Below are 24,637 nucleotides of genomic sequence, written 5' to 3'. Positions count from 1 at the left end.
GCGGGATGCGACCGCGCGGGCCGGCGCGAGGCGAGCGGGTGCGGGGGCGAGGGCCTGTCCGTGGTGGCTTGGCGCGGCGCCGCCGGTTTCGTAAGAGCGGCGTGAAATCGCGCGGGAGGCGCATCCCCTGATGTTTTCGCCTCTGCCCGCGCTGCTTGCCATGCTCGCGGAACTCCTGACCGGCTATCCCGACCCGATCTACCGTGCCATCGGTCATCCCGTCACCTGGTTCGGCCGCCTGATCTCGGCGTTGGAGCGGTGGTGGAACCGGGGGCCCGGGCGGCGGCGGCGACTGCTCGGGATCGTGACGGCGGCGGCGCTGACGCTGGCCGGGCTGGTGCCGGGGCTGGCGCTCGAGCGGGCCTTGCCGGGTTGGCTCGGGCAAATGGCCGTCGCGCTGCTCGCCGGGACGCTGATCGCGCAGCGGAGCCTTGGCGCGCACGTGGCGGCGGTGGCGACGGCGCTGGAGCGCGGCTTGCCGGAGGGGCGGGCGGCGGTTTCACGCATCGTCGGGCGCGATCCCGACAGCCTCGACGCGGCGGGCGTCGCGCGGGCGGCGATAGAAAGCCTGGCCGAGAATTTCTCCGACGGGGTAGTGGCGCCGGTCTTCTGGCTCTGGGTCGGCGGCCTTGGCGGCGGCGCGGCCTACAAGGCGATCAACACCGGCGACAGCATGATCGGCCACCGCTCGGAACGCTATCGCGCCTTCGGCTGGGCGGTGGCGCGGCTCGACGATCTGGTCAATCTGCCGGCCTCGCGGCTGACCGCGGCGCTGCTGATCGGCGCGGCCTGCGTGACGCCGGGGGCCTCGCCGCGCGGGGCCCTGCGCGCGGTCCGGCGGGACGCGGGGCGGCACCGCTCGCCGAACGCCGGCTGGCCCGAGGCGGCGATGGCCGGCGCGCTCGGCTTCGCACTCGCGGGCCCCCGGCGCTATGGCGGCGAACTGGTCGAGGACGCGGTGATGGGCGCGGGCGGCCGGCCGGAACTCGGGGCGGCGGACATCCGGCGCGCGCTGCGGCTCTACTGGACGGCGGACGCGCTGCTGGTCGGCCTGCTCGCGGGCCTCAGCCTGCCAGTCTGAGCAGCGCGTCGAGGTCGATATGGGCTTCGAGATGGCGGGCGAGCGCGTCCAGCACCTCCTCCACGCCCGCCTCGTAGCGCGCCCCCGACGCCGCGCCGCCGAGGCGGGCGAGCCAGGCGGCGCGCTGGGCGTCGTCGGCGAAGAGGCCGTGCACATAGGTGCCGGCGACGAGGCCGTCGGCCGAGCGCGCGCCCTCGGGCCGGCCGTCGGCCAGCCGTCCGAACGGGCGGTCGCGGTCGGGGCCCGTCGTCGCGCCCATATGCATCTCATAGCCGCGGAACGCCGCGCCGTCGGGGGTGGCGCCGGCGACTTCCTCCAGCCGCTTCTCGGCGGCGAGCACGGTTTCCACGTCGAGGAGGCCGAGCCCCGGGGCGCTGCCCGGCGGGCCTTCGACGCCGGTCGGGTCGGCGATCACCCGTCCGAGCATCTGGTAGCCGCCGCAGAGGCCGAGGATGGCGCCGCCCCGGCGATGATGCGCGGCGAGGTCGATGTCGAACCCGGCTTCGCGCAGGGCGCGGAGATCGGCGAGGGTGGATTTCGAGCCGAGCAGCAGCGCCAGATCGGTGTCGCCGGGCAGCGCGGCGCCGGGACGCAGGCGGATGATCTCGACGTCGGGCTCGGCGGCGAGCGGGTCGAGATCGTCGAAATTCGCCACGCGCGGCAGGATCGGCACGGCGATCCGGACGCGTGCGCCGGAGGTGGCGCGCGGCGCCTCGCGCGAGAGGGCGAGCGCGTCCTCGGCCGGCAGGCGGGCGGCGTCGGGGAAATGCGGCACGAGGCCGAGCGGCGCCCAGCCGGTACGGGCCGCGATCATCGCCATGCCCTCGGCGAAGAGGGCGGGGTCGCCCCGGAAGCGATTGACGATGAAGCCGCCGACCAGCGCGGCGTCGGCGGGGTCGAGCACCGCCCTCGTGCCGACGAGGCTGGCGATCACCCCGCCGCGGTCGATGTCGCCGATCAGCACGACCGGGACATTGGCGGCGCGGGCGAAGCCCATGTTGGCGATGTCGCCGGCGCGAAGATTGATCTCCGACGCGCTGCCGGCGCCCTCGACCAGCACGAGGTCGGCCTCGGCGCCGAGGTGCCGGAAACTGTCGAGGACGCGCGGCAGGAGCGCGGCCTTGCGGCTCTGCCAGTCGCGGGCGCTGGCCGAGCCTTCGACGCGGCCTTGCACCACGACCTGGGCGCCGACCTCGGATTGCGGCTTCAGGAGCACGGGGTTCATGTGGACGCTGGGCGCGACGCCGGCGGCGCGGGCCTGCAGCGCCTGGGCGCGGCCGATCTCGCCGCCGTCCGCCGTCACGGCGGCGTTGTTCGACATGTTCTGCGGCTTGAACGGCCGGACGCGGAGACCGCGCGCGGTGAAGGCGCGGGCGAGGCCGGCGACGATCAGCGACTTGCCGACGTCCGAGCCGGTGCCCTGGAACATGAGGGTGAGGGCGGGCATTTACGCTTCGAGATCAATGGTTAACGGCGAAAACCTAAATGCACATTTCATGCACAACCCATGCGCATTCCATGCACCAGACCAAAGGCCGAAGGGGGAGAGGTTAACGCGGCGTCGGAGGTTAACCGCGGTCCGAATGGCGGGGTTCGCGGCGGGTCGGGCCGGCGCCATGCCTTTGGCGGGCGGGCGGGATGCCAACCGCTTGACCATGATCGGGCCGGTCAGAACTCGATGCCCTGCTGCGCCTTGATCCCGGCGGCGAAGGGATGGCGGACGAGGGCGAATTCGGTGACGAGATCGGCGGCGGCCAGCAGATCCGGCTTCGCGTTGCGGCCGGTGACGACGACATGCAGGTCGGGGCGGCGGGCGGCGAGCGTGGCGATCACGCGATCCAGCGGCAGATAGTCGTAGCGTAGCGCGATATTGAGCTCGTCGAGCACCAGGAGCGCGATGGTCGGATCGGCCATCAGCGTTTCGGCCATCGCCCAGGCGCGGCCGGCGGCGGCGATGTCGCGCGCGAGATCCTGCGTCTCCCAGGTGAAGCCTTCGCCCATGCTGTGCCAGGCGACGCGGTCGCCGAAGGCGCCGAGCGCGGTCTGCTCGCCGGTCGACCAGACGCCCTTGATGAACTGCACCACGCCGACGCGCCGGCCATGGCCGAGCATGCGCAGCGCGAGGCCGAAGGCGGCGGTGCTCTTGCCCTTGCCGGGGCCGGTATGGACGATCAGGAGGCCCTTCTCGACGGTCTTTGCCGCCACCTCGGCATCCTGATGCGCCTTGCGCCGGACCATCTTCTCGCGATGGCGGGCGGCGGTGGCGTCGTCGATCTCCATCGGATCCCCCTCCATTCCCCGGCGCCGGCGGCACCGGGGTCCGACTGTCCCGGCCCGCTCAGGCGATCTGGGCGCGGGCGCCACCGAGTTCGGTGGCGAATCTGCGGCGGACGAGGCTGACCGCCGCGCCGAGCAGCACCCAGAAGACGAGGTTGGTCACGGTGACCGCCACGACGAAGCTGTGATGCAGGTTCTCGGGGATCGGCGACGCGTGGCTGTCGGGCTGGGGCGCGCCGATGAGATGCGGCAGGACGAGCAGCGCGGCGCCGAGCAACGCCAGCCAGTCAGACCGGCCAAAGGCGATGAGTCCGAGCCCGCCCGCCGTCAGCGCGACGCAGGCAAACCACCAGATCTGTCGCGCGGCGAGGTCGGCGGCCGGCATCGCCGGCAGTTCCGGCGGCAGGCCGAGGCCCGGCGCCAGCGTGAACACCGCGAAGCCGGCGAGGCCCCAGAGCACGCCTTGACGCGGGCTGGCGATGCCGCCCGCGAATTCGGACGCGGCGACGAGCAGCAGGCCGAAGCCGATCGCGGTGACGATATTGGCCACCGCCGTCAGGCCCATGCGCTGGAAGCCGTCGGCGGGCGCCCATTCTTCGTCTTCATGCGCGTGCGCGGCGGTCATCGCGGTCATCGCCGCGCCGTCCGCCGGCGTGGCGGCGTGATCATGCGCCTCGATCGCGGCGGGGGCCGCGTTCTCGAAGGTTTCGGCTTCGAGGATCAACGGCACGGTGGCGAAGAACTGAAGGATGGTCATCACGACACCCGCGGCCAAGCCGGCGAGCGCCGCGACAAAGAACATGTTGCGGAGCACGTTCATGATACGTCGTACCGGCTCAGTGGCAGGGAAAGGCCATCGAGTGCCGATAGTCGTGGCCCGCGTTATGGGCGACGCTCATGTGGGAAAAGCCCACCATGCCGACGATGAAGGCGCCGATCGCGGCCGCGATGAGGCGCTGGAGGGTCACGGTGGCGGTTGACTGCGCCGTCGTCGCCGTGCCGGAAGCTGTCGCCTTGGAAACGGTCATGTCTAAATCCCTATATCACCCTCCACCCGAGGGTTCTGGAGCCACGCGTCGCCGACGGCAGGTCTCCTGGCTCACGGGTCGCCGCCTCGGCCCGCCTTCCCGGGATCGCCCCCAGTGGCACGTCGGACCTTGGCTCGCCGCTCACAGTTGCGGGGGCAGCCGCGGCTTTGGGCGATCACCCGCACCGCGTTCCCTCTTGTTCCCGCCCTCGGGAACCGCCGGCAGCGTAGCCTAGCGGTTTTGGCCGAGGCGCGGCAAGTCTTAATCGGTGGGCGGAGCCCGGCGGCGCGTTGACTCTCGCGCGGCGCTGGCCTTAAGGATCGGACGCGATGGAAAGGGAACGCGGTGCGGGCGAAAGCTCAAGACCGCGGCTGTACCCGCAACTGTAGGCGGAAGCTCGCGCCGAAGGCCACTGGGAGCGATCCCGGGAAGGCGGCGACGGGCGTCGATCCGCGAGCCAGGAGACCTGCCACCGCGAGAGGATTCCGTTCGCCCGGCGGGTTTACCTGGGCAAGGAGAACGCCGCGGTGACGAACCCTTCGAGTTCCGTTGTCCCCCTGCCCATGCCGGCCGCCGATCCCGCGGAAGAGGTGACGGTGCTCGTCTGTTCCTCCTGTCGGCTGGCGGACGCGCCGGCGGCCGAGCCCCGGCCGGGGACGCTGCTCGTCGCCGATGCGCGGAAGGCGGCGGAGGGAACCGGCATCACCGTGCGCGAGGTGGCCTGTCTCGGCAATTGCCGGGGCGGATTGACCGCCGCCGTGTTCCGCTCCGGCTGCTGGGCCTATGTCTTCGGCGGGCTCGGGCCTGGGTCCGGGGCCGATCTCGTCGCCGGTGCGCGGCTCTTCGCCGGATCGGGCGACGGGTTCATGCCATTCCGCGCGCGGCCCGAGGCGTTGAAGCGCGGATTGATCGCGCGCATTCCCCATCCCGACATATTGAAGGACCTGCCATGACCGAGCTCGCGGCCCGCGTTCCCTGCACCGTCGTCACCGGATTTCTCGGCGCCGGCAAGACCACGCTGATCCGGCACCTGCTGGAGAACGCCGGCGGCCGGCGGCTGGCGGTGCTGGTCAACGAGTTCGGCGACGTCGGGATCGACGGCGAGGTGCTGAAGGGCTGCGGCATCGAGAGTTGCCCGGAGGAGAATATCGTCGAGCTGGCGAACGGCTGCATCTGCTGCGCGGTGGCCGACGATTTCGTGCCGGCGCTCGACCAGATCCTCGCGCGGCCGGGGATCGACCATATCCTGATCGAGACCAGCGGGCTCGCCCTGCCGAAGCCGCTGATACAGGCGTTCCAGTGGCCGGGCGTGAAGAGCCGGGTGACGGTGGACAGCGTGATCGCGGTCGTCGACGGGCCGGCGCTGGCCGAGGGGCGGGTGGCGCCGGATCTCGAGGCGCTGGCGGCGCAGCGGGCGGCCGATCCCTCGCTCGACCATGACGATCCGGTGGACGAGGTGTTCGGCGATCAGGTGGCCTGCGCCGATCTCATCGTGCTCTCGAAGGCCGATCTGCTGGATGGCGCGGCGCGGCGGGCGGCGACGGCGCGGGTGACGCGATATCTCGGGCGGTCGGTGCGCATCGTGCCGGCCGAGCGGGGTCGGGTCGATCCCGCCGTGCTGCTTGGCCAGGGGCTGGCGGTCGAGGAGGTGATCGACGGCCGGCGCACCGCGCATGACGACGAGCCGGAACATGACCACGACGATTTCGATTCCTTCGTGCTGGAGCTGCCCGCCACCCTCCGGCCCGAGGATCTGGCCGAGAAGGTCGCCGCGGCCTCCGAGGCGGCGGAAGTGCTGCGCGTCAAGGGTTTCGTCGAGGTGACGGGCAAGCCGATGCGGCTGGTGCTGCAGGCGGTGGGGCCGCGGGTCAGCCACCATTTCGACCGGCCCTGGGAGGTCGGCGAGACGCGCGGGACACGGCTGGTGGTGATCGGGCTGAAGGGCTTCGATCGCGCGGCGGTGGAGCGTATCCTGGCGGCCTGATGCATATTCTCAATGTCACCACGGCGACGCTGGACGATCTGATCGAGCCGGTGGATCTCGGCCAGACGCCGGCGCCGATGGTGGCCTTGTCGTTTTCCGACAGCGATCTCGCGGCCTTGGCCGCCGCCTGGGCGCCGGGCATGCCCGAGCTGCGGCTCGCGGCGCTGCGCGACCTGCGGCATCCGATGTCGGTCGATCTCTGGGTCGATCGGGTGGGGACGCGAGCGAAGGTGATCGTCGCGCGGCTGCTCGGCGGCTATGACTGGTGGGCCTATGGCTGCGACCGGCTGGCGGCCATGGCGCGGGATCGGGGCATCGCGCTCGCGCTGCTGCCGGGCGAGTGCCGGGAGGCGGATGCGCGGCTGACGGCGCTGTCGACGGCGCCGGAGGGCGAGCTGGCGGAACTCCTCGCCTGTTTCCGCGAGGGCGGGCCGGACAATCTGGCGGCGCTGCTCGGGCGCATGGCGCGGCTCGCCGGCGGCGACGGCGCGGTGCGCGTCGCGCGGCCGGTGGCGCGGGTGGGACAGTGGCGGCCGGGCGCCGGCCTCGTGCCCTTGAGCGCGCCGGTTCCGGCCGGGCGGCCGGTGGCGCCGGTGCTGTTCTATCGCTCGATGCTGCTGGCGAACGATCACGCGCCGGTGGCCGCGCTGGCCGCCGCGCTCGATGCCGAGGGGATCGAGGCGGCGCCGATCTTCGTGCCGAGCTTGCGGGACGCCGAGGCGCTGGCGGATCTGGCGCCGGCGCTGGCGGCGATGGCGCCGGCGGTAATCGTGACGGCGACCGCCTTCGCGGCGGGCGAGGGGTTGTTCGACGGCGCGGCGCCGGTGTTCCAGGTGGTGCCGGCGACCACGCGGCGAGGCGCCTGGGCCGAGGGGCCGCGCGGGCTGGCGCCGGCCGATCTGGCGATGCATGTGGTGCTGCCGGAACTCGACGGGCGGGTTCTGGCCGGGGCGATCAGCTTCAAGGAGGGCGGCGCGCCGGACGCGGCGATGGGTCTCGGCCTCCTTGCCAACCGGCCGGAGCCGGGACGGATCGCACAGGTCGCACGGCGGATCGCGGCGCAGATTCGCCTGGCGGCGACGCCGGCGGCCGGGCGGCGGCTGGCGATCCTGATCCCCGACTATCCGGCGGCGGCCGGCCGGGCCGGCTACGCCGTCGGGCTCGATGTGCCGGCCAGCGTGCTCGCCATGCTCCATGATCTGCGCGCCGCGGGCTACCGGGTCGAGGATATTCCGGAGGCGCCGCGCGACCTGATGGCGCGGCTCGCGCGGTCGCGGGCGGGACTGACGCTCGCCGATTACCGCGCGCTTCCCGTGCCGGCGACGGCGCGGGCGGCGGTGACGGCGGCCTGGGGCGGACCGGAGGCCGACGCGGAGGATGGCGCCTTCGCTTTTCGTTTCGCGCGGTTCGGCGATGTCACCGTGGCGCTGGCGCCGGACCGGGGGCGGAGCGCGGACCGGCGCGCGGACTATCACGACCCGGCGCTGCCGCCGCGGCACGCGCTCGTCGCCTTCGGGCTCTGGCTGCGCGAGCGGCTGGGCATTCATGCCCTGGTGCATGTCGGCGCGCATGGCACGCTCGAATGGCTGCCCGGCAAGACCGTGGCGCTGACCGAGAACTGCTTTCCGGAGGTGGTCGCCGGAGCGCTGCCGGTCGTCTATCCCTTCATCGTCTCGAACCCCGGCGAGGCGGCGCAGGCCAAGCGGCGGATCGGCGCGGTGACGATCGGGCACCTGACCCCGCCGCTGGTCGGCGCCGGACTGTCGGAGCCGCAGCGCGCGCTGGAGCGGCTGGTGGATGAATATGCCCAGGCCGACGGGCTCGACCGGCGGCGGCGCGACCGGCTGGCGCGGCTGATCGTCGAGACGGCGGCGGCGAGCGGGCTGGCCACCGAGGCCGGGGTCGGCGCGGGCGACGATCCGGCGGCGGCGCTGACGCGGATCGACGCCTGGCTCTGCGATCTCAAGGATTTCGCGATCAAGGACGGACAGCATGTCTACGGTCGCGCCGCGCCGGGCGACGCGCCGGAGCGCGCGGCCTGCGCCGAGGCCGAGCGGGTGGCGCTGCTCGCCGCGCTCGACGGGCGGCGGGTGGCGCCCGGGCCGTCCGGCGCACCGGCGCGAGGCCGGACCGATGTGCTGCCGACCGGACGCAATCTCTACGCCGCCGATCCGCGGACATTGCCGACGCCGACCGCCTTCACGCTCGGCAAGGCGGCGGCGGACGAGTTGCTGCGGCGGCATGTGCAGGAGCATGGCGACTGGCCCCGCGCGCTGGTGCTCGACCTCTGGGGCAGTGCCAGCCTGCGGAGCGGCGGCGAGGCGATCGCCCAAGGGTTGGCCCTGATGGGGTGCCGGCCGGCCTGGGACGAGGCCACGGCGCGGGTGACCGGGATCGAGGTGCTGCCGCCCGCCGCGGTCGGGCGGCCGCGGGTCGATGTGACCTGGCGCATCTCGGGCCTGTTTCGCGACATGTTCGGGCCGCAGATCGCGCTGATCGACGCGGCGGTCGCCGCCGTCGCCGCGCGGGACGAAAGCCCGGAGGAGAACCCGCTCGCCGGTCTGGAGCGGCCGCGGCGGGTCTTCGGCTCGGCGCCCGGCACCTATGGCGCGGGGCCTGAGGAGGCGCTGGCGAGCGGTGCCTGGGAGGCGCGCGAGGAGCTGGGCCGCGCCTATCTCGACGGCGGCGCCTTTGCCTTCGGTGGCGCGGAGGGCGAGGGGCGGGCGGACGCGGGCGGCTTCGCGGCGCGGGTCGCGGCGGCGGAATTGCTGGTGCATCCGCTGGACGATCCGGGGCGCGACATTCTGGAGGGCTCGGCCGATGTCGCGCATGTCGGCGGCTTCGCGGCCGCCGTGGCGGCGCTCGGCGGCAAGGCTGATCTCGTGCTGCTCGATACCACCGATCCCGCCCGGCCGCGGGCCCGATCGCTGGCCGAGACGGTGACGCGGGTGGTGCGCGCGCGGGCGGTCAATCCGCGGTTCATCGCCGGCCAGATGCGGCACGGCCCGCGCGGCGCGGCGGAATTCGCCGAAACCGTGGACCGGCTCGTCGGTTTCGCCGAGACGACGCTCGCGGTCTCCGGCGCGCTGATCGAGGCGCTGCACGCGGCCTATCTCGAGGATCCGGCGGTGCGGGCGTTTTTGCTGGCCGAGAATCCGGCGGCGGCGCGGGCCATCGCCGAGCGGTTCGCCGCCGCCCGGCGGCGCGGTCTCTGGCATCCCCGGCGCAACAGCGTCGACGAGGATCTGGCCGGGCTGATCGCCGAGGCCGCGGCGCGGGAGCGGGCGGCGTGAGCGCGCCGATGCGCCGCGGCGCCTGTCCGACGCTGGCCGCGCCGATGGCGAGTGGGGACGGGTTGCTGGCCCGGCTGATGGTGGCGGAGTTGACGCTGGCGCAACTGGCGGGGCTGGCCCGGGCGGCGGCCGCCTTCGGCAACGGGTTGGTCGAGGTCACGGCGCGGGGCAGCACGCAGATCCGCGGCCTGACGGCGGCGACGGCGCCGAAGCTGGCGGCGGCGCTGGAAGACCTCGGGATCGAGGCGCCGGCCGGGCCGCCGGTGGTGATGGGACCGCTCGCCGGGCTTGATCTGGCCGAGTTCGCCGATCCCCGGCCGCTGGCGGCGGCGCTGCGTGGCTTTTCGCGGCCGCTGGCGCCGAAGGTATCGGTGGTGGTCGATGGCGGCGGGGCGCTGGCGCTCGACGGGCTGACGGCGGATCTGCGGCTGCGGGCGACGGCGGAGGGCTGGACTGTCTGGGCCGACCGCGCGCCGCTTGGCTCATTCGACGCGGCGGGCGCGGTGGCGGCGGGGCGGGCGCTGCTCGACCGGCTGTCGCGCACCGGCGGCCGGGCGCGCGACCTCGATCTCGCGCCGGACGCCCCACCGGCGCGGCCAGATGTGTCGCCGGTCGGACGTTTTCCGCTCCGCGACGGCGTCGCGCGGGGCGTCGCACCCGCCTTCGGTCAGACCGACGCGGTGGCGCTCGGTGCCTTGGCGGAGGCGGCGCGCGGGGCGGCCGGTGTCCGGCCGGCGCCGGGCCGCGCGCTGGTCTTCGTCGGCTTGTCGGAGGAGGCGGACGCGCGGCTGCTGGCCGGGGCGCGGGCGCTGGGCTTCGTGACCGAGGCCGAGGATCCGCGGCTGCGCATCGCGGCTTGCGCCGGTGCGCCGGCCTGTGGCTCGGCCTGGCTCGCGGCCCGGGCGATCGCCGCGCGGCTGGCGGATCCGGGCTTCGGGATCACGCCGCCGGAGGGCGCGCGGCTGCATGTTTCGGGCTGTGCCAAGCGCTGCGCGCAGCCGGCGGGGCCGGCGATCACGCTGCTCGGCACGCCGGAGGGCGCCGTGGTGACGGGAGAAGGGCTTGCCGTTCCCGACGCGCTGCGCGAGAGGCTGTCGCGGCGGGAAGTCCGGGGGCGGGAAGTCCGGGGGCGGGAGGTCCGGGGATGAGCATGCACGACTATATTCGAGACGGGGATGCGATCTACCGGCGGTCCTTCGCCATCATCCGCGCCGAGGCCGACCTGTCGCGCTTTTCGGACGAGGAGGCCGATGTCGCGGTCCGCATGATCCATGCCTGCGGGCTGGTCGAGGCGGCGCGGGATTTCCGCTTCTCGCCCGGCTTCGTGGCGGGCGCGCGGGCGGCGCTCGGGGCCGGGGCGCCGATCCTCTGCGACGCGGAGATGGTGGCGCATGGCGTGACCCGCGCCCGGTTGCCGGCGGAGAACGCGGTGATCTGTACCTTGCGCGATCCGCGGACGCCGGAGATCGCGGCGGAGCTCGGCACGACCCGCTCGGCGGCGGCGCTGGAACTCTGGCGCGACCGGCTCGGCGGGGCGGTGGTGGCGATCGGCAACGCGCCGACCGCGCTTTTCCACCTGCTCGACATGATCGCGGCGGGCGCGCCCCGGCCGGCGGCGGTGATCGGCATGCCGGTCGGTTTCGTCGGCGCGGCGGAATCAAAGGACGCGCTGGCGGCCTCCGACCTGCCCTGCGCCGTGGTGCTGGGCCGTCTGGGGGGCAGCGCGATGACGGCGGCGGCGGTGAACGCGCTCGCGAGGGCCGGGCTGTGAGCGGGCGGCTGATCGGGGTCGGCACCGGGCCGGGCGACCCGGACCTGCTGACGCTGAAGGCGGTGAAGGCGCTGGCGATGGCCGATGTGGTGGCGCATTTCGCCAAGGCGGGCCGGGCCGGCAATGCGCGAAAGACGGTCGATGGTTTCCTGCGGCCGGACGCGGTGGAATTGCCGCTGCTCTATCCGGTCACGACCGAGATTCCGTGGCGCGACGCGCTCTATGCCGAGGCGGTTGGCGGCTTCTACACCGCGGCGGCGGCGTCGGTGGAGAGCCATCTCGCGGCCGGGCGCATCGTCGCGGTGCTGAGCGAGGGCGATCCGCTGTTCTATGGTTCCTACATGCATCTGCATGTGCGCCTCGCGCCACGCTGGCCGGCGGAGGTGATCCCCGGCATCACCGCGATGTCGGGCTGCTGGAGCCAGGCCGGCCTGCCGCTGGTGCAGGGCGACGAGGTGCTGACCGTGCTGCCCGGCACTTTGGAGGAGGGCGAACTGGCGCGGCGGATCGCCGACAGTCCGGCCAGCGTCATCATGAAGGTCGGGCGGAACCTGCCGCGCATCCGCCGGGCGCTGGCGGCGACCGGCAAGCTCGCCCGCGCGGTCTATGTCGAGCGCGGCACGATGGAACGCACCTGGACGACGCCGCTCGCCGACAAGGGCGACGACGACGCGCCCTATTTCTCGATCGTGCTGGTTCCGGGCTGGGAGGGCCGGCCGTGAGCGGGCGGCTGACGGTGATCGGCCTCGGGCCGGGCGGCGCCGGGCAGGTGACGCCCGAAGCGCTCGAGGCGGTGGCGGCGGCGTCCGATCTCTTCGGCTATGGGCCCTATCTCGCGCGGCTGACGCTGGCCGCGGGGCAGGTCGCCCACGCCTCGGACAATCGCGAGGAGCTCGATCGGGCGCGCGCGGCGCTGGCGCTGGCCGCCGGGGGCCGATGCGTGGCGGTGGTGTCGGGCGGCGATCCCGGGGTCTTTGCCATGGCCGCGGCGGTCTGCGAGGCGGTGGAGGCGGGGCCGGCCGAATGGCGGGCGCTGGAGATCGCGGTGGTGCCCGGCGTGACGGCGATGCTGGCGGTCGCCGCGCGCTGCGGCGCGCCGCTTGGCCATGATTTCTGTGCCATCTCGCTCAGCGACAATCTGAAGCCCTGGGAGCTCGTCGAGGCGCGGTTGCGCGCGGCGGCGGCGGCGGGCTTCGTGATCGCACTCTACAACCCGGTCAGCCGCGCCCGGCCCTGGCAACTCGGCCGTGCCTTCGAGGTCCTGCGCGAGGTTCTGCCGGGCGCGGGGCCGGTGGTCTTTGGCCGGGCGGCGGGCCGGGCGGACGAGCGGATCGTGGTCGTGCCGCTGGACCGGGCCGAGGCGGGAATGGCGGACATGGCGACCTGCGTCATCGTTGGCTCGCCCGCGACGCGGACGGTGACGCGTGGCGACGGCTTGCCGCCGCTGGTCTATACGCCGCGCTTCGCCGAGGTGGCGGGATGATCGAGGCGGGCGAGCGCTTCCTCGACCGTCGTCGCGGCGCCCGGCCGCGCTTCGCGGTCGATGAGCACCACGGCGAGGCCGAGGGCGCGGGCGGCGGCGATCTTGCCGTGGGTCGCCGCGCCGCCGCTGTTCTTGGCGACGACGATCTCGATGCCGCGCTGTTGGAGAAGCGCGCGTTCGTCCCGTTCGGCGAAGGGACCGCGGGCAAGCAGGGTCTCGGCGTCCGGCGGCAGGTCGCCGGGCGCGACCGGCTCGACGCTGCGGATGAGATAGGCGTGCCAGGGGGCGGCGCGGAAGGCGCCCGCCTCCTGCCGGCCGATGGCGAGAAAGACCCGGCGCGGCGCGGGACCGAGCGCCGCCACCGCCGCCGCCATGTCGGCGACGCGGATCCAGTGGTCGCCGGCGACCGCCTGCCACGGCGGCCGGTCGAGCGTGACGAGGGGGACGCCGGTCGCCGCGCTCGCCGCCTCGGCATTGGCCGAGACGCGGCGGGCGAAGGGATGGGTCGCATCGACGAGAATGTCAAAGTCCCGAGCCGCGCGCGCGAGACCCTCGGCGCCGCCGAAGCCGCCGATCCGCACCGCGCAGTCGGGCACGACCGGGGCGCGGGTGCGGCCGGCGAGCGACAGGGTGACCTCGACGCCCGGACGGGCTGCGAGCCGCGTGGCGAGCGTCCGGGCCTCGCCGGTGCCCCCGAGAACGAGAATCCGCATGCCGCCTTCTAGCGATTCCGCCCCCGCCGCGACAAAGGCAAAATGGCCGGCCGCGAAATGGCTCGCCGTCGTCGGGATCGGCGAGGACGGCGCCGACGGGCTTGGCGCGGCGGCCCGGCGGCTGGTGTCGGAGGCCGAGGTGGTGTTCGGCGGCCGGCGGCATCTCGCACTGGCCGCGCCGTTGATCCGGGGCGAGGCGCGGGCCTGGCCGAGCCCGTTCGACGTCGCCGTGAGCGAGGTTCTCGCCCTGCGCGGTCAGCCGGTCTGTGTGCTCGCCTCGGGCGATCCGTTCCTGCACGGCGTCGGGGCGACGCTGGCCCGGCGGGTCGGCGCGGACGAGATGGAGGTGGTGCCCGCCGCCTCGGCCTTCTCCCTCGCCGCGGCGCGGCTCGGCTGGGCGCTGCCGGAGGTCGAGACCGTCTCGCTGCATGGCCGCGCGCCGGGCCATCTGCGGCCGCTCCTGCATCCCGGAACGCGGATCCTCGCGCTGACCTCGGACGGCGCGGGACCGGCGCAAATCGCCCGGCTGCTGACGCAAGCGGGCTTCGGGCCGTCGCGCCTGACCGTGCTCGAGGCGCTGGGCGGTCCGGACGAGCGGCGGCGGGAAGCGTCGGCCGAGGGTTTCGGCGAGACCGCTTGCGCCGCGCTCAATCTGCTCGGCATCGAGGTCGCGGCGGGGGCGGGGGCGCGGATCCTGCCGCTCGCGGGGCTCGACGAGAGCCTGTTCGAGCATGACGGCCAGATCACCAAGCGCGAGATCCGCGCGGTGACGCTGGCCGCGCTCGCCCCCCGGCGGGGCGAGCTGCTGTGGGATGTCGGCGCCGGCGCGGGGTCGGTCGCCATCGACTGGATGCTGCGCCACCGGTCGCTCAGCGCCATCGCGATCGAGGCGCGGGCGGACCGGGCCGCGCGCATCCGGCGCAATGCCGAGGCGCTGGGCACGCCGGGGCTCGAGGTGGTCGAGGGCGCGGCGCCGGCGGCGCTCGCCGGGTTGGGGCGGCCGGACGCGATCTTTCTGGGTGGCGGCGCGACCGATCCCGGGGTGCTGGACGCGGCACTCGCCGCGCTCGATCCCGGCGGCCGGATCGTGGCGAACGCGGTGACGCTGGAGACACAGGCGTTGCTCATCGCCACGGCGGCGCGGCTCGGCGGCGACCTCGTCAGTCTCGCCGTGGCGCGGGCGGCGGCGGTCGGTGGCATGACCGGCTGGCGGCCGGCGATGCCGGTAACACAATGGGCGTGGGTGAAATCGTGATGGTCGCCGGAATCGGTTGCAGACGCGGGGCGAGCGCGGAGGAGGTGCTGGCCGCCGTTTCCGCGGCGCGGGTGGGGCACGGGGCGACGCGCCTCGACGCGCTGGCGACGCTGGAGGCGAAGCGCGACGAACCGGGGATCGCCGAGGCGGCGGCGCGGCTCGGCCTGCCGCTGGTGATCGCGGAGGCGGCGGAGGACGCGCGCGGGCTCACCCGCTCCGCCGCGTCGCTGGCCGCGACCGGCGCGGCTTCGGTCTCGGAGGCGGCGGCGCTGGCCGTCGCGGGGCCGCGGGCGCGATTGCTCGGGCCTCGCCTCGTGCTTGGCCGGGTCACCTGCGCCCTGGCCGAGGGGGGTGCGTCGTGACCGTGCATTTCATCGGCGCCGGCCCCGGCGCGCCGGACCTTCTCACCCTGCGCGGGCGCGACCTGATCGCGCGTTGCCCGGTCTGCCTCTATGCCGGGTCGATCATCCCGCCGGAGATCCTCGCCCATTGCGCCGCGGGCACGCGGCGCGTCGATACCGCGCCGATGGCGCTCGACGAGATCGAGGCGGAATTCGTCGCCGCGCAGGCCGCCGGGCAGGATGTCGCGCGGTTGCAATCGGGCGATCTGTCGATCTGGAGCGCGGTGGCCGAGCAGATCCGCCGGCTGGAGCGTCACGCGATCCCCTATACGCTGACCCCCGGCGTGCCGGCCTTCGCCGCCGCCGCCGCCGCGCTCGGTCGCGAGCTCACCATTCCGGAGGTGGCGCAGAGCCTCGTTCTTACCCGCGTTTCCGGCCGCGCCTCGGCCATGCCGCCGGGCGAGACGCTGGCCGGCTTCGGCGCGACGGGCGCGACGCTCGCCATCCATCTCGCGATCCATGCGCTGCCGCGGGTCGTCGCCGAACTCACCCCGCTCTACGGGCCGGATTGTCCGGTCGCCGTGGTCGCCCGCGCCTCCTGGCCCGAGGAGCGGGTGGTGCGCGGCACCCTCGGCGATATCGAGGCCGCGCTCGCCGCCGAGCCGATCGACCGCACGGCGCTGATCCTGGTCGGGCCCGGCCTCGCCGCGCAGGGCTTTCGCGAGAGCGCGCTCTACGACGCCGGCTATCAGCGGCGGTTCCGCGGGAGGACGGGGTTTTGAGGGGCGATCTCGGCGCCGCGATCGGCCGTCTCGCGCCCAGCTTTCCGGCGTTCGAGCCTGGGCATGTCTGGCTCGCCGGCGCGGGACCGGGCAGTCTCGGCTGCCTGACGCTCGAAGTCATCGCCGCGCTGTCGCAGGCCGACGCGGTGGTCTATGACGCGCTGGTCGATCCGGCGGCGCTGCGCGCGGCCGAGGGCGCGGATCTGCGTTTTGTCGGCAAACGCCGGGGCGAGCCCTCGACGCCGCAGGAGACGATCAACGCGCTGATGATCGAGCTCGCCGGGAACGGCGCGCGCGTCCTGCGCCTGAAGGGCGGTGATCCGAACATCTTCGGCCGCGGCGGCGACGAGGCGCTGGCGCTCGCCCGCGCGGGCGTGCCGTTCCGGGTGCTGCCGGGCGTCACCTCGGCCTTCGGCGCGCTGGCCGACGCCCGGATCCCCGCGACCAAACGCGGCGTGTCGAAGGCGCTGATCCTCGCCACCGGACACGCCGCCGGCACGCCGGATGATCTCGACTGGGCGGCGCTGGCCCGCACCGGCCAGCCGATCGTGGTCTACATGGGCCTCGCGGCGCTGGCGCACATCACGGCGGCGCTGATGGCGGGCGGGCTCGCCGCCGCGACCCCGGCGGCGGTGATCGCCGCGGCGACCACGCCGCGGGAGCGGATCCTCGTCGCCGATCTCGGCGGCATCGCCGCGCAGGCGGCGGCGGAGGAGATCCGCGCCCCCGCCCTGTTCGTCGTCGGCGCGATCGTCGCACTCCGCGAGGAACTGATGGCGCTCGCCCGCGCCGGGACCCCGGCATGAGCGCGCGGGCGCTGATCGTCGGCGGCGCGCGCTCGGGATCCGGCAAGACCAGCGTCGCGATCGGGCTGATGCGCGCGCTGCGCCGGCGGGGGCTCGCGGTGCGCGGGGCGAAATCGGGGCCGGATTATATCGACCCCGGCTTTCACGCCGCGGCGACCGGGGCGCCGGGGGTCAATCTCGACAGCTGGGCGATGCCGCCCGCGCTGCTCGACGCGCTGGCGACCGAGCAGGCGCGGGCCGACCTGCTGGTGATCGAGAGCGCGATGGGGCTGTTCGACGGCATCGCGGCCGCCGACGGGCGGACCGGCGCGGCGGCCGATCTCGCGCGGCGCTGGGGCGTTCCGGTGGCGCTGGTGCTCGATGTCTCCGGACAGTCGCAGACCGTCGCGGCCATCGCCCGCGGCTTCGCGGCGCATGATCCCGGGGTGCGGATCGCCGGGGTGATCCTCAATCAGGTGGCGAGCGCGCGGCACGAGGCGATGTGCCGCGCGGCGATCGAAGCGCTCGGCCTGCCGGTCGTGGGCGCGGTGCCGCGCAACCCGGACATGGGCCTGCCGGAGCGGCATCTCGGCCTTGTCCAGGCGCGGGAGCACGCGGGGCTGGAGATTTTCATCGAGCGGCTGGCCGATGTGATGGAGGCGGCGCTCGATCTCGACGCGCTGCTCGGCCTCGCGGCACCGCTCGCGCCGGAGGCGGTCGGGGCGGGTGCGACGCCGCGGCCGCCGGGGCAGAGGATCGCCATCGCCGACGACGCGGCCTTCAGCTTTCTCTATCCGCATCTCGCACGGGCCTGGCGCGCGGCGGGGGCCGAGCTCCTGCCGTTCTCGCCGCTGGCGGATGAGGCGCCGGACGATGCCTGCGACGCCTGCTGGTTGCCGGGCGGCTATCCCGAGCTGCATGCCGGGCGTCTGGCGGCGGCCGGTGGCTTTCGCGCCGGGCTGCGGCGGTTCGCCGAGACGCGGCCGGTGCACGGCGAATGCGGCGGCTTCATGGTGCTCGGCCGCGCGCTCGAGGACGCGGACGGCGTGACGCACGAAATGGCGGGGCTGCTCGACCATGTGACGAGCTTTGCCAGGCGCCGGATGAACCTCGGCTATCGTCGGGCGCGGCTGCTCGCCGATTGCCCGATCGGGCGGGCGGGCGAGCGGGTGCGTGGCCACGAGTTCCACTATGCGCGGGTGATCGAGCCGGGGAGCGACGCGCCATTGGCCGAGTTGGCCGACGGCCTCGGCCAGCCGATCGGGCCGTCGGGCGCGCGCCGGGCCTGGGTGAGCGGCGCGTTCTTCCATGCCATCGCGATCGACTGAGGCCGCCATGCGCGAGATCGTCCTGATCGGCATCGGCACCGGCAATCCCGATCACGTGACGATCGAGGCGATCCGGGCGCTGAACGCCGTCGACCTTGTCCTCATCCCGCGCAAGGGGCCGGCCAAGGCGGATCTGGCCGAGCTGCGCCGCGAGATCTGCGGGCGCTATCTCGAAGGCCGCGCCCGGCTGGTCGAGTTCGACCTGCCGGTGCGCGACGCGGAGGGCGAGTACCGGAGCGGGGTCGCGGACTGGCACCGCGCGATCGCCGCGACCTATCGCGCGCTGATCGAGGCGGAGGCGGGACCGGACGCGGCCGTGGCGCTGCTGGTCTGGGGGGATCCGTCGCTCTATGACAGCACGCTCCGCGTTCTCGACCTGATGGCGCTGGGCGGGTTCGTCTTCCGGCGGCGGGTGGTGCCGGGGATCACCAGCCTGCAGCTCCTCTGCGCGCGGCATGGCATCGCGCTGAACGCGGTCGGCGAGGCGGTGGAGATCACCACCGGGCGCAACTTGCGCCTCGCGATGCCGGCGGCGGCCTCGGTCGCGGTGATGCTCGACGGCGGCTGCGCCTTCCGCGCGGTCGAGGCGGAGGGGTTGTGGATCTACTGGGGCGCCTATCTCGGGATGCCGAACGAGATCCTGATCGCCGGGCCGCTCGCCGAGGTGGCCGGGCGCATCGCCGCCGTCCGCGCCGAGGCGCGCGCGGTGAACGGCTGGATCATGGACATCTATCTGCTGCGACGCGGGTAAGCGCCTCGGCGACGCGGTGCCATTCGGCCTCCGGTCCGGGCAGGCCGAGGCGCAGCCAACGGTCGGAATAGGGAAACCGGCGGCTCCAGATCCGATGCCGGGCGAGCGCGTCCTGCGCGGCGGCGGCGTCCGGCGTGTCATAGAGGCGGAAGAGGCCGGTGCCGCCGACGAGGGTCCAGCCGGCGCCGGCCGCGAGCTGGTCGAGGCGGCGGGCGTGGAAGCCGAGGCGGGCGCGGGTCGCCCGGATCCAGTGGGCGTCGTCGAGTGCCAGCCGGCCGGCGGCGAGCGCCGGGCCGGCCACGGACCACGGGCCGGCGGCGTCGCGCAGGCGGGCGATCTCGGCGCGGGCGCCGAGCGCGAAGCCGAGGCGGAGCCCGGCGAGGCCGAAGAACTTGCCGAAGGACCGCAGGGCGACGAGGCCCGGCCGCCCGAGAAACGCGGCGACCGACACTTCGGGCGCCACGTCCGCGAAGCTTTCGTCCACCACCACGAGCCCGTTGCTGGCGGTCAGCGCGCTGATCGCCTCCGGCGGCCAACGCCTGCCATCGGGGTTGTTCGGATTGACGACGACCACCGCGTCGAAGCCGGCGAGTTCTTCGAGCGTTCCGCGATCCGCGACGGTCCAGCCGGCGGCGGCGAAGGCGGCGGCGTGCTCGTTGTAGGTCGGGCCGAGAACCGCGGCGCGACCCGGTGGCCGGAGGCGGGGCAGGAGCTGGATCGCCGCCTGCGCGCCGGCGAGCGGCAGGCAATCGACCGCCTCGGCGACACCATAGGCGCGGCGGGCGGCCTCGGCGCAGGCGGCGACGTCCTCGGGCGGCGGCAGGTCGCGGAGCGCGTGGGCCGCGAAGGCTGGCGGGTCGTAGGGCAGGCGGTTGATGCCGGTCGAGAGGTCGATCCAGTCGCCCGGAATTCCGCCATGCCGCGCGACCGCCGCGCCGAGATCGCCGCCGTGATCGCGCATGCTCGTCCCCTCAAAGATTTGCGAGACCATAGCGGTGGATGCCGCGCATGCCCATCGTCCTCAGCGCCGCTTCGGCTTCGGGCGGAACGCGGCCGCGCGCGAAGATCAGCCCGCGCGCCGATCCGGTATGGGCGGTGAAGAGGCCGAGCGCGCCGAGCCGGTCGGCGGCGGCGCGGAGCGGCGCCAGCGGCGGCCCGCCGCGGTGGCTCTGGTTCCGGCCGGCGGATTCGGTGGCGAGGGCGGCGAGGGCGGGAAGGTCGCCGCGCGCGGCGGCGGGGGCCCAGGCGGCGACGAGATCGGCGATGTCGGCGAAATCGAGATCGGCGGGGTCGGTTCGCCGGCCGGGTCCGAGAAAGCCGCCGACGATCGCGAATGGCGGCGGCGGCGGCAGGCCGCCGAGCACGCGCGCCGCGCGCGGCGCCCAGAGCAGGCGCGCGGGACGTGCGTGCATGAGCGGATCGGTCGCGCCTTCGAGCGTGAGACAGAGCGCGGCCAGCCGCTCCGGTTCGGGCGGCGGCGCGCCGAGCGCGGCGGCGACCAGTCGCCCGGCGGCGACCAGCCCGGCGGTCGAGGATCCGGCGCCGCCGCCGGGCGGCATCCCGGCGCGGAGCAGAAGCCGCCCGCGCGGCGTGGCGCCGAAGGCGCGCCACAGCGCCGCCGCCGCCGTCCGGTCGAGAATGCCCGCGCCATGCAGGCCGAACGGCCCGGCCAGCAGTCGCGCGGTCACCCGCAGGCCCGGCGCGGGCAAGGTAACAAGGGCGAGCGGACCGCCCGGGCCGAGCCGGCCTTGCAGCAATTCGCCGAAATGACCGGCGACCGAGATTTCGAGCGGCCGGGCACGGGAACAGGCGCGCGCCGCGTCGTTGGGAGGGCCGGGCTTCATCGCACGCGTCGGCGCCTTCCTGTCCGTTTCCGGCCGCTGGCCCAGAGCGAACGCCGACCCGGTTGCACCGGGTCGTCCGCTCTAGAGTCTTGATTTGACGCAATATCTAAAGCATCGCCGGGCGGAAGGCCAGACGCTCCTACTTTATCCGCGTCGTCAGTCCCGCGACCATGAAGAACACATGATCCGCCCGGGCGGCGACCGCCTGGTTCAGCCGCCCGGCCGCGTCGCGGAAGCGGCGGGCGAGCGGGTTGTCGGGCACGATGCCGAGCCCGACCTCGTTGGCGACGAGAACCAGCGTCCGCGATGGCGCGGCCAGCGCCTCGGTCAGGCGCGCGGTCTCGGCGGCGAGGTCGCGCTCGGCGAGCATGAGGTTGGTGAGCCAGAGGGTGAGGCAATCGACCAGCGCGGGCTGACCCGGGGGCAGCGCGGCCAGCGTCCCGGCGAGATTGAACGGCGTGTCATGGGTGATCCAGCCGGCGGGCCGCGCCGCGCGATGCGCGGCGATGCGCTCGGCCATCTCGGTGTCCAGCGCCTCGGCGGTGGCAAGATAGTGCCAGGGCGGCGGCAAGGCTTCGACCAGCGCCTCGGCGGCGCGGCTCTTGCCGGAGCGGGCGCCGCCGAGGACCAGGGTGACGCTCATCGCCGCCGGTTTCGCGGAGCGGAGCGGGGTCATGCGTGGCGGAGATGGCGGATCGGCTGGCCGCCGGACATGGTTTCGGCCGCGCGCAGGATCCCTTGCGCGTCGATGCCGAAGTGGCGGTAGAGGTCGGCGACCGTGCCGGTCTGGCCGAAATGCTCGACCCCGAGCGCGCGCGTCGGATTGCCCTGGACCGCGCCAAGCCAGGCGAGGCCGGCGGGATGGCCGTCGGCCACGGTGATGAGCGCGCAGTCGCGCGAGATCTGGGAGAGCAGCCGCTCGACATGGCCGCGGGCATGGCCGAGCCCGGCCTCGCGGGCGCGCTGGGCCGCCGACCAGCCGGCATGCAGCCGGTCGGCCGAGGTGATCGCGAGCACGCCGACGTCGCGCCGGTCCTCGGCCATCAGCCCCGCCGCCTCGATCGCCTCGGACGCGACGACGCCGGTATAGGCGATCACCACCGCGGCGTTCGGTCCGGGCGGGCGCAGCCAGTAGCCGCCATTGATGATCTCGGCCGCGAGACCCGGCTCGATCCGGCGCGCCGGCTGTTCGAGCGCGCGGGTCGAGAGCCGGAGATAGACCGAGCCGCCGACCGCGTCGCGGAGCCAGGTGACGCCGTCGGGCTCGGCGTCGCCGTCACGCTGGGCATAGTCGAAGGCAAAGCGCAGGATGGTGGCGAGTTCGTCGACGAAGGCGGGCTCGAAGGCCGCCAGCCCGTCCTGCGCCATGCCGATCAGCGGCGTCGCGATCGACTGATGCGCGCCGCCCTCCGGCGCCAGCGACACGCCCGACGGGGTGGCAACGAGGATGAAGCGGGCGTCCTGGTAGCAGGCATAGTTCAGCGCATCGAGCCCGCGCTTGATGAAGGGATCATAGAGCGTGCCGACCGGGAGCAGCCGCTCGCCGAACAGCGAATGCGACAGGCCGAGGCCGGAGAGCATGAGAAACAGGTTCATCTCGGCGATGCCGAGTTCGAGATGCTGGCCGCGCGGCGAGAATTCCCAGTTGAAGGTCGAGGGAATGCGCTCCTGCCGGAACGTGTCGGCGAGACTTTCGCGCGCGAAGAGGCCGCGGCGGTTGACCCAGCCACCGAGATTGGTCGAGACCGTGACATCGGGCGAGGTGGTGACGACGCGGCGGGCGATCTCGGTGTCCGAGCGGGCGAGTTCGTTCAGGATGAGGCCGAAGCCCTGCTGTGTCGACATGACCGACTGCCGCGGCCAGGGCAGCGCGTCGGGGACCGGAACGGCCGGCGCGTGGAAGCGCCGTCGGCCGGCGGCGTTGAAGGGCACGCGGGCGAGGAAGTCGCGGAGCGCGTCCTCGGGCAGGTCGAGCCCTTCGAACCGGTCCCATTCGTGGCCCGGCCGGATGTTCATCTCGGCGCGGAGCGCCTCGGCCTGGGCGGTGGTCATCAGGCCGGCGTGGTTGTCCTTGTGCCCGGCGAGCGGCAGGCCGTGGCCCTTGATAGTATAGGCGATGAAGCAGGTCGGCCGGTCGTGCGTCCGCGCGGCGGCGAAGGCGTCGAGCAGCGTCGGCAGGTCGTGGCCGCCGAGATTGCCCATCAGCCGTGCGAGATCAGCGTCCGAGCGCCGCTCGATCAGCGCCGAGACCGGGCCCTGGTCGCCGATCTCGTCCATCAGCCGGCGGCGCCAGGCGGCGCCGCCCTGATAGGTCAGGGCGGAATAGAGCTGGTTCGGACAGCGGTCGATCCAGTCGCGCAAGGCGTCGCCGCCCGGTTCGGCGAAGGCTTCGCGCTGCAATGTGCCGTGCTTCAGGATGACGACATCCCAGCCGAAGCCGCGGAAGATCGATTCGAAGCGGCTCCACAGGCCCTCGCGCACCACGGCGTCGAGGCTCTGGCGGTTGTAGTCGACCACCCACCAGCAATTGCGCAGCCCGTGCTTCCAGCCTTCGAGCAGCGCCTCGATGATGTTGCCCTCGTCCATCTCGGCGTCGCCGAGCAGGGCGACCATCCGGCCCTCCGGCCGACCCGTCGCCCAGTCGCGGGCGCGGAGATAGTCCTGGACCAGCGAGGCGAACAGCGTCTGGGCGACGCCGAGCCCGACCGAGCCGGTGGAGAAATCGACGTCGTCGATGTCCTTGGTGCGCGAGGGATAGGATTGCGCCCCCTTGAAGGCGCGGAAGGTTTCCAGCTTCTCGCGGGTCTGGTTGCCGAGAAGATACTGGATCGCATGGAAGATCGGCGAGGCGTGCGGCTTCACGGCCACCCGGTCCTCGGGGCGCAGCGCGTCGAAATAGAGCGCGGTCATCACCGTGGCGAGCGATGCCGAGGAAGCCTGGTGCCCGCCGACCTTGAGCCCGTCCGCGCTCTCGCGCAGATGGTTCGCATTGTGGATCATCCAGGTGGACAGCCAGAGCAGCTTTCGCTCGAGCGCGGCCAGCGTCGGGATCCTCGTCTCGTCCATGCGTCGCCCCCGGGATTGTTCGCCGCAGCATAGACCGGAGACGGGGGCGATGGCGACCCCGCCGAGGGCTCCCGCGGGCGTAGCCCTTGGGCCGCGCTCCGGCTGACGCCGGAGCGAAGGAGCGGCCTGTTGGCCGCGAGTCCTTTTTTCTCCCCGCCCGTTGGCGGGGCCCCTCGTCCTGCCCGATAGGAATTCTGCCAATATGAAACTGGCAGAGGCCGGGGGCCGGCGTGGTCCCGCGGGGCTTCCGGCGCACTGGAGGGTTGAACCCCGGGTCAGCATGGGCGTGCCCGGGTGACGGGCGGCGCGCCGGCGGGAGTCGGGGTTCCGTTCGGGGGGGAGTCGCGCGCGGACGGCCTGTAAGCCGGATTCTGTGACGCGGCCGGAGCCGCGCCGATGACCATTCCTCTAGGCCCGCCGTCGCCGGCGGGCTCTGGCAGCCAACCCGGATCGCTGGGCGGGAGAACCCCTGGGGCTCCGCTGTCGCGGAAGGCCCCGCGCGATCCCTATTTGGCCTTGCTCCTGGCGGGGCTTGCCATGCCACCGGCGTCGCCGCCGGCGCGGTGGGCTCTTACCCCACCGTTTCACCCTTGCCGGCCGGGTCCGGGGACAACGGCCGGCGGTCTGATCTCTGTGGCGCTTTCCCTCGGGTTGCCCCGGGCGGGCGTTACCCGCCGCCATCTCTCCCTGGAGTCCGGACTTTCCTCGCCCCGTCGCCGGGCCGCGGCCATCCAGCCGTCCACGCCCGCCGCTGCTAGAGCGAAACCGCGCTCCGGTCAACCTCGGGCGGGCCGTCCGCGCAAGGCTGCGCCGCCGCCACCGCTTCGGCGAGCGCCACTTCACCAGCGACCAGCG

General features: G+C 74.0%; 23 protein-coding genes, 1 other RNA gene and 2 riboswitches. Of the genes, 14 read left to right on the top strand and 10 right to left on the bottom strand.

Features of this window, described 5'->3' with window-relative positions; translation table 11 throughout:
* The first annotated feature begins 130 nt into the window (after positions 1 to 130).
* Positions 131 to 1,081, top strand: coding sequence for an adenosylcobinamide-phosphate synthase CbiB (gene cbiB / locus Q0480_RS11550; RefSeq protein WP_299133061.1), 951 nt, complete (start codon positions 131 to 133; stop codon positions 1,079 to 1,081).
* On the opposite strand, the gene Q0480_RS11545 is transcribed toward cbiB, so the two are convergent.
* The 4 genes from Q0480_RS11545 to Q0480_RS11530 form a co-directional block, all read right to left on the bottom strand.
* The gene (locus Q0480_RS11545) at positions 1,065 to 2,528 is read right to left on the bottom strand and encodes a cobyric acid synthase (RefSeq protein WP_299133059.1); all 1,464 of its coding nucleotides are present in this window, start codon (positions 2,526 to 2,528) and stop codon (positions 1,065 to 1,067) included. The two genes, cbiB and Q0480_RS11545, sit on opposite strands and share 17 nt — an antisense overlap.
* A gap of 221 nt (positions 2,529 to 2,749) precedes the next feature.
* Positions 2,750 to 3,361 (bottom strand): cob(I)yrinic acid a,c-diamide adenosyltransferase, encoded by a 612-nt coding sequence (gene cobO / locus Q0480_RS11540; RefSeq protein WP_299133057.1) that lies wholly within the window; start codon positions 3,359 to 3,361, stop codon positions 2,750 to 2,752.
* A gap of 58 nt (positions 3,362 to 3,419) precedes the next feature.
* Positions 3,420 to 4,178, bottom strand: coding sequence for a CbtA family protein (locus tag Q0480_RS11535; protein ID WP_299133055.1), 759 nt, complete (start codon positions 4,176 to 4,178; stop codon positions 3,420 to 3,422).
* Positions 4,179 to 4,194: 16 nt separating this feature from the next.
* Positions 4,195 to 4,386, bottom strand: coding sequence for a CbtB-domain containing protein (locus tag Q0480_RS11530; RefSeq protein WP_299133053.1), 192 nt, complete (start codon positions 4,384 to 4,386; stop codon positions 4,195 to 4,197).
* Positions 4,387 to 4,424: 38 nt separating this feature from the next.
* A riboswitch (cobalamin riboswitch) is annotated at positions 4,425 to 4,621 on the bottom strand.
* A 56-nt stretch (positions 4,622 to 4,677) separates the two neighbouring features.
* Positions 4,678 to 4,875, top strand: a riboswitch (cobalamin riboswitch).
* 38 nt (positions 4,876 to 4,913) lie between these two features.
* On the opposite strand from Q0480_RS11530, the gene Q0480_RS11525 reads away from it, so the two are divergent.
* From Q0480_RS11525 to Q0480_RS11495, 7 genes are read left to right on the top strand one after another with little or no spacing between them, the layout of a single operon-like run.
* Positions 4,914 to 5,339 (top strand): DUF1636 family protein, encoded by a 426-nt coding sequence (locus Q0480_RS11525; protein ID WP_299133051.1) that lies wholly within the window; start codon positions 4,914 to 4,916, stop codon positions 5,337 to 5,339.
* Positions 5,336 to 6,370 carry a cobalamin biosynthesis protein CobW gene (gene cobW, locus Q0480_RS11520; RefSeq protein WP_299133049.1) on the top strand — a complete coding sequence of 345 codons (1,035 nt, stop codon included), beginning with the start codon at positions 5,336 to 5,338 and terminating at the stop codon, positions 6,368 to 6,370. The genes Q0480_RS11525 and cobW overlap by 4 nt, the downstream gene beginning before the upstream one ends.
* Positions 6,370 to 9,663: a cobaltochelatase subunit CobN gene (gene cobN / locus Q0480_RS11515; protein WP_299133048.1), complete on the top strand. Its 3,294-nt coding sequence runs from the start codon at positions 6,370 to 6,372 to the stop codon at positions 9,661 to 9,663. Before cobW ends, cobN begins: the two co-directional genes overlap by 1 nt.
* Positions 9,660 to 10,811: a hypothetical protein gene (locus tag Q0480_RS11510; protein WP_299133047.1), complete on the top strand. Its 1,152-nt coding sequence runs from the start codon at positions 9,660 to 9,662 to the stop codon at positions 10,809 to 10,811. The genes cobN and Q0480_RS11510 overlap by 4 nt, the downstream gene beginning before the upstream one ends.
* Before the next feature lie 2 nt (positions 10,812 to 10,813).
* Entirely contained in the window at positions 10,814 to 11,434 is a 621-nt protein-coding gene (locus Q0480_RS11505) for a precorrin-8X methylmutase (RefSeq protein WP_299133084.1), read from the top strand.
* A complete protein-coding gene (locus Q0480_RS11500) occupies positions 11,431 to 12,156 on the top strand; it encodes a precorrin-2 C(20)-methyltransferase (protein ID WP_299133046.1) in 726 nt (241 codons plus the stop codon). Before Q0480_RS11505 ends, Q0480_RS11500 begins: the two co-directional genes overlap by 4 nt.
* Positions 12,153 to 12,917, top strand: coding sequence for a precorrin-3B C(17)-methyltransferase (locus tag Q0480_RS11495; protein WP_299133045.1), 765 nt, complete (start codon positions 12,153 to 12,155; stop codon positions 12,915 to 12,917). The genes Q0480_RS11500 and Q0480_RS11495 overlap by 4 nt, the downstream gene beginning before the upstream one ends.
* On the opposite strand, the gene Q0480_RS11490 is transcribed toward Q0480_RS11495, so the two are convergent.
* Complete coding sequence (locus tag Q0480_RS11490) at positions 12,884 to 13,630, bottom strand: cobalt-precorrin-6A reductase (protein WP_299133044.1); 747 nt, start codon at positions 13,628 to 13,630, stop codon at positions 12,884 to 12,886. The two genes, Q0480_RS11495 and Q0480_RS11490, sit on opposite strands and share 34 nt — an antisense overlap.
* On the opposite strand from Q0480_RS11490, the gene cbiE reads away from it, so the two are divergent.
* Genes cbiE through cobF form a run of 6 tightly spaced genes read left to right on the top strand, consistent with a single transcriptional unit; the run spans position 13,629 to position 18,872 of the window.
* Entirely contained in the window at positions 13,629 to 14,885 is a 1,257-nt protein-coding gene (cbiE, locus tag Q0480_RS11485; RefSeq protein ID WP_299133043.1) for a precorrin-6y C5,15-methyltransferase (decarboxylating) subunit CbiE, read from the top strand. The two genes, Q0480_RS11490 and cbiE, sit on opposite strands and share 2 nt — an antisense overlap.
* Positions 14,885 to 15,247 carry a cobalamin biosynthesis protein gene (locus Q0480_RS11480; RefSeq protein ID WP_299133042.1) on the top strand — a complete coding sequence of 121 codons (363 nt, stop codon included), beginning with the start codon at positions 14,885 to 14,887 and terminating at the stop codon, positions 15,245 to 15,247. Before cbiE ends, Q0480_RS11480 begins: the two co-directional genes overlap by 1 nt.
* Positions 15,244 to 16,008 carry a precorrin-4 C(11)-methyltransferase gene (gene cobM, locus Q0480_RS11475; RefSeq protein ID WP_299133041.1) on the top strand — a complete coding sequence of 255 codons (765 nt, stop codon included), beginning with the start codon at positions 15,244 to 15,246 and terminating at the stop codon, positions 16,006 to 16,008. The genes Q0480_RS11480 and cobM overlap by 4 nt, the downstream gene beginning before the upstream one ends.
* Positions 16,005 to 16,814: a uroporphyrinogen-III C-methyltransferase gene (cobA, locus tag Q0480_RS11470; protein WP_299133040.1), complete on the top strand. Its 810-nt coding sequence runs from the start codon at positions 16,005 to 16,007 to the stop codon at positions 16,812 to 16,814. The genes cobM and cobA overlap by 4 nt, the downstream gene beginning before the upstream one ends.
* A complete protein-coding gene (locus Q0480_RS11465; RefSeq protein WP_299133039.1) occupies positions 16,811 to 18,121 on the top strand; it encodes a cobyrinate a,c-diamide synthase in 1,311 nt (436 codons plus the stop codon). The genes cobA and Q0480_RS11465 overlap by 4 nt, the downstream gene beginning before the upstream one ends.
* Positions 18,122 to 18,128: 7 nt before the next feature.
* The gene (gene cobF / locus Q0480_RS11460) at positions 18,129 to 18,872 is read left to right on the top strand and encodes a precorrin-6A synthase (deacetylating) (protein ID WP_299133038.1); all 744 of its coding nucleotides are present in this window, start codon (positions 18,129 to 18,131) and stop codon (positions 18,870 to 18,872) included.
* On the opposite strand, the gene cobD is transcribed toward cobF, so the two are convergent.
* From cobD to rnpB, 5 genes are all read right to left on the bottom strand, one after another.
* The gene (cobD, locus tag Q0480_RS11455) at positions 18,841 to 19,833 is read right to left on the bottom strand and encodes a threonine-phosphate decarboxylase CobD (RefSeq protein ID WP_299133036.1); all 993 of its coding nucleotides are present in this window, start codon (positions 19,831 to 19,833) and stop codon (positions 18,841 to 18,843) included. The two genes, cobF and cobD, sit on opposite strands and share 32 nt — an antisense overlap.
* 10 nt (positions 19,834 to 19,843) lie before the next feature.
* Positions 19,844 to 20,716 carry a propanediol utilization protein gene (locus Q0480_RS11450; protein ID WP_299133035.1) on the bottom strand — a complete coding sequence of 291 codons (873 nt, stop codon included), beginning with the start codon at positions 20,714 to 20,716 and terminating at the stop codon, positions 19,844 to 19,846.
* Between the two features lie 139 nt (positions 20,717 to 20,855).
* Positions 20,856 to 21,359: a bifunctional adenosylcobinamide kinase/adenosylcobinamide-phosphate guanylyltransferase gene (gene cobU, locus Q0480_RS11445; protein ID WP_299133033.1), complete on the bottom strand. Its 504-nt coding sequence runs from the start codon at positions 21,357 to 21,359 to the stop codon at positions 20,856 to 20,858.
* 29 nt (positions 21,360 to 21,388) lie between these two features.
* Positions 21,389 to 23,782: a transketolase gene (locus tag Q0480_RS11440; protein WP_299133031.1), complete on the bottom strand. Its 2,394-nt coding sequence runs from the start codon at positions 23,780 to 23,782 to the stop codon at positions 21,389 to 21,391.
* Between the two features lie 344 nt (positions 23,783 to 24,126).
* Positions 24,127 to 24,525, bottom strand: an RNA gene (gene rnpB / locus Q0480_RS11435) — RNase P RNA component class A.
* Positions 24,526 to 24,637 lie beyond the last annotated feature (112 nt).

Source organism: uncultured Amaricoccus sp., assembly GCF_937891315.1.
In the GTDB taxonomy this organism is placed as follows: Bacteria; Pseudomonadota; Alphaproteobacteria; order Rhodobacterales; family Rhodobacteraceae; genus Amaricoccus.
Note: the sequence above shows the minus strand (reverse complement) of the source record. Positions and strands in the feature narration are given on the sequence as shown.

What these genes read in the sequence shown, in the direction of transcription:
- cbiB (WP_299133061.1), top strand. Translation starts at nt 131, where the DNA reads ATGTTTTCGCCTCTGCCCGCGCTGCTTGCCATGCTCGCGGAACTCCTG.
- Q0480_RS11545 (WP_299133059.1), bottom strand. Translation starts at nt 2,528, where the DNA reads ATGCCCGCCCTCACCCTCATGTTCCAGGGCACCGGCTCGGACGTCGGC.
- cobO (WP_299133057.1), bottom strand. Translation starts at nt 3,361, where the DNA reads ATGGAGATCGACGACGCCACCGCCGCCCGCCATCGCGAGAAGATGGTC.
- Q0480_RS11535 (WP_299133055.1), bottom strand. Translation starts at nt 4,178, where the DNA reads ATGAACGTGCTCCGCAACATGTTCTTTGTCGCGGCGCTCGCCGGCTTG.
- Q0480_RS11530 (WP_299133053.1), bottom strand. Translation starts at nt 4,386, where the DNA reads ATGACCGTTTCCAAGGCGACAGCTTCCGGCACGGCGACGACGGCGCAG.
- cobW (WP_299133049.1), top strand. Translation starts at nt 5,336, where the DNA reads ATGACCGAGCTCGCGGCCCGCGTTCCCTGCACCGTCGTCACCGGATTT.
- cobN (WP_299133048.1), top strand. Translation starts at nt 6,370, where the DNA reads ATGCATATTCTCAATGTCACCACGGCGACGCTGGACGATCTGATCGAG.
- Q0480_RS11505 (WP_299133084.1), top strand. Translation starts at nt 10,814, where the DNA reads ATGCACGACTATATTCGAGACGGGGATGCGATCTACCGGCGGTCCTTC.
- cbiE (WP_299133043.1), top strand. Translation starts at nt 13,629, where the DNA reads ATGCCGCCTTCTAGCGATTCCGCCCCCGCCGCGACAAAGGCAAAATGG.
- Q0480_RS11490 (WP_299133044.1), bottom strand. Translation starts at nt 13,630, where the DNA reads ATGCGGATTCTCGTTCTCGGGGGCACCGGCGAGGCCCGGACGCTCGCC.
- Q0480_RS11480 (WP_299133042.1), top strand. Translation starts at nt 14,885, where the DNA reads ATGGTCGCCGGAATCGGTTGCAGACGCGGGGCGAGCGCGGAGGAGGTG.
- Q0480_RS11465 (WP_299133039.1), top strand. Translation starts at nt 16,811, where the DNA reads ATGAGCGCGCGGGCGCTGATCGTCGGCGGCGCGCGCTCGGGATCCGGC.
- cobF (WP_299133038.1), top strand. Translation starts at nt 18,129, where the DNA reads ATGCGCGAGATCGTCCTGATCGGCATCGGCACCGGCAATCCCGATCAC.
- cobD (WP_299133036.1), bottom strand. Translation starts at nt 19,833, where the DNA reads ATGCGCGATCACGGCGGCGATCTCGGCGCGGCGGTCGCGCGGCATGGC.
- Q0480_RS11450 (WP_299133035.1), bottom strand. Translation starts at nt 20,716, where the DNA reads ATGAAGCCCGGCCCTCCCAACGACGCGGCGCGCGCCTGTTCCCGTGCC.
- cobU (WP_299133033.1), bottom strand. Translation starts at nt 21,359, where the DNA reads ATGAGCGTCACCCTGGTCCTCGGCGGCGCCCGCTCCGGCAAGAGCCGC.
- Q0480_RS11440 (WP_299133031.1), bottom strand. Translation starts at nt 23,782, where the DNA reads ATGGACGAGACGAGGATCCCGACGCTGGCCGCGCTCGAGCGAAAGCTG.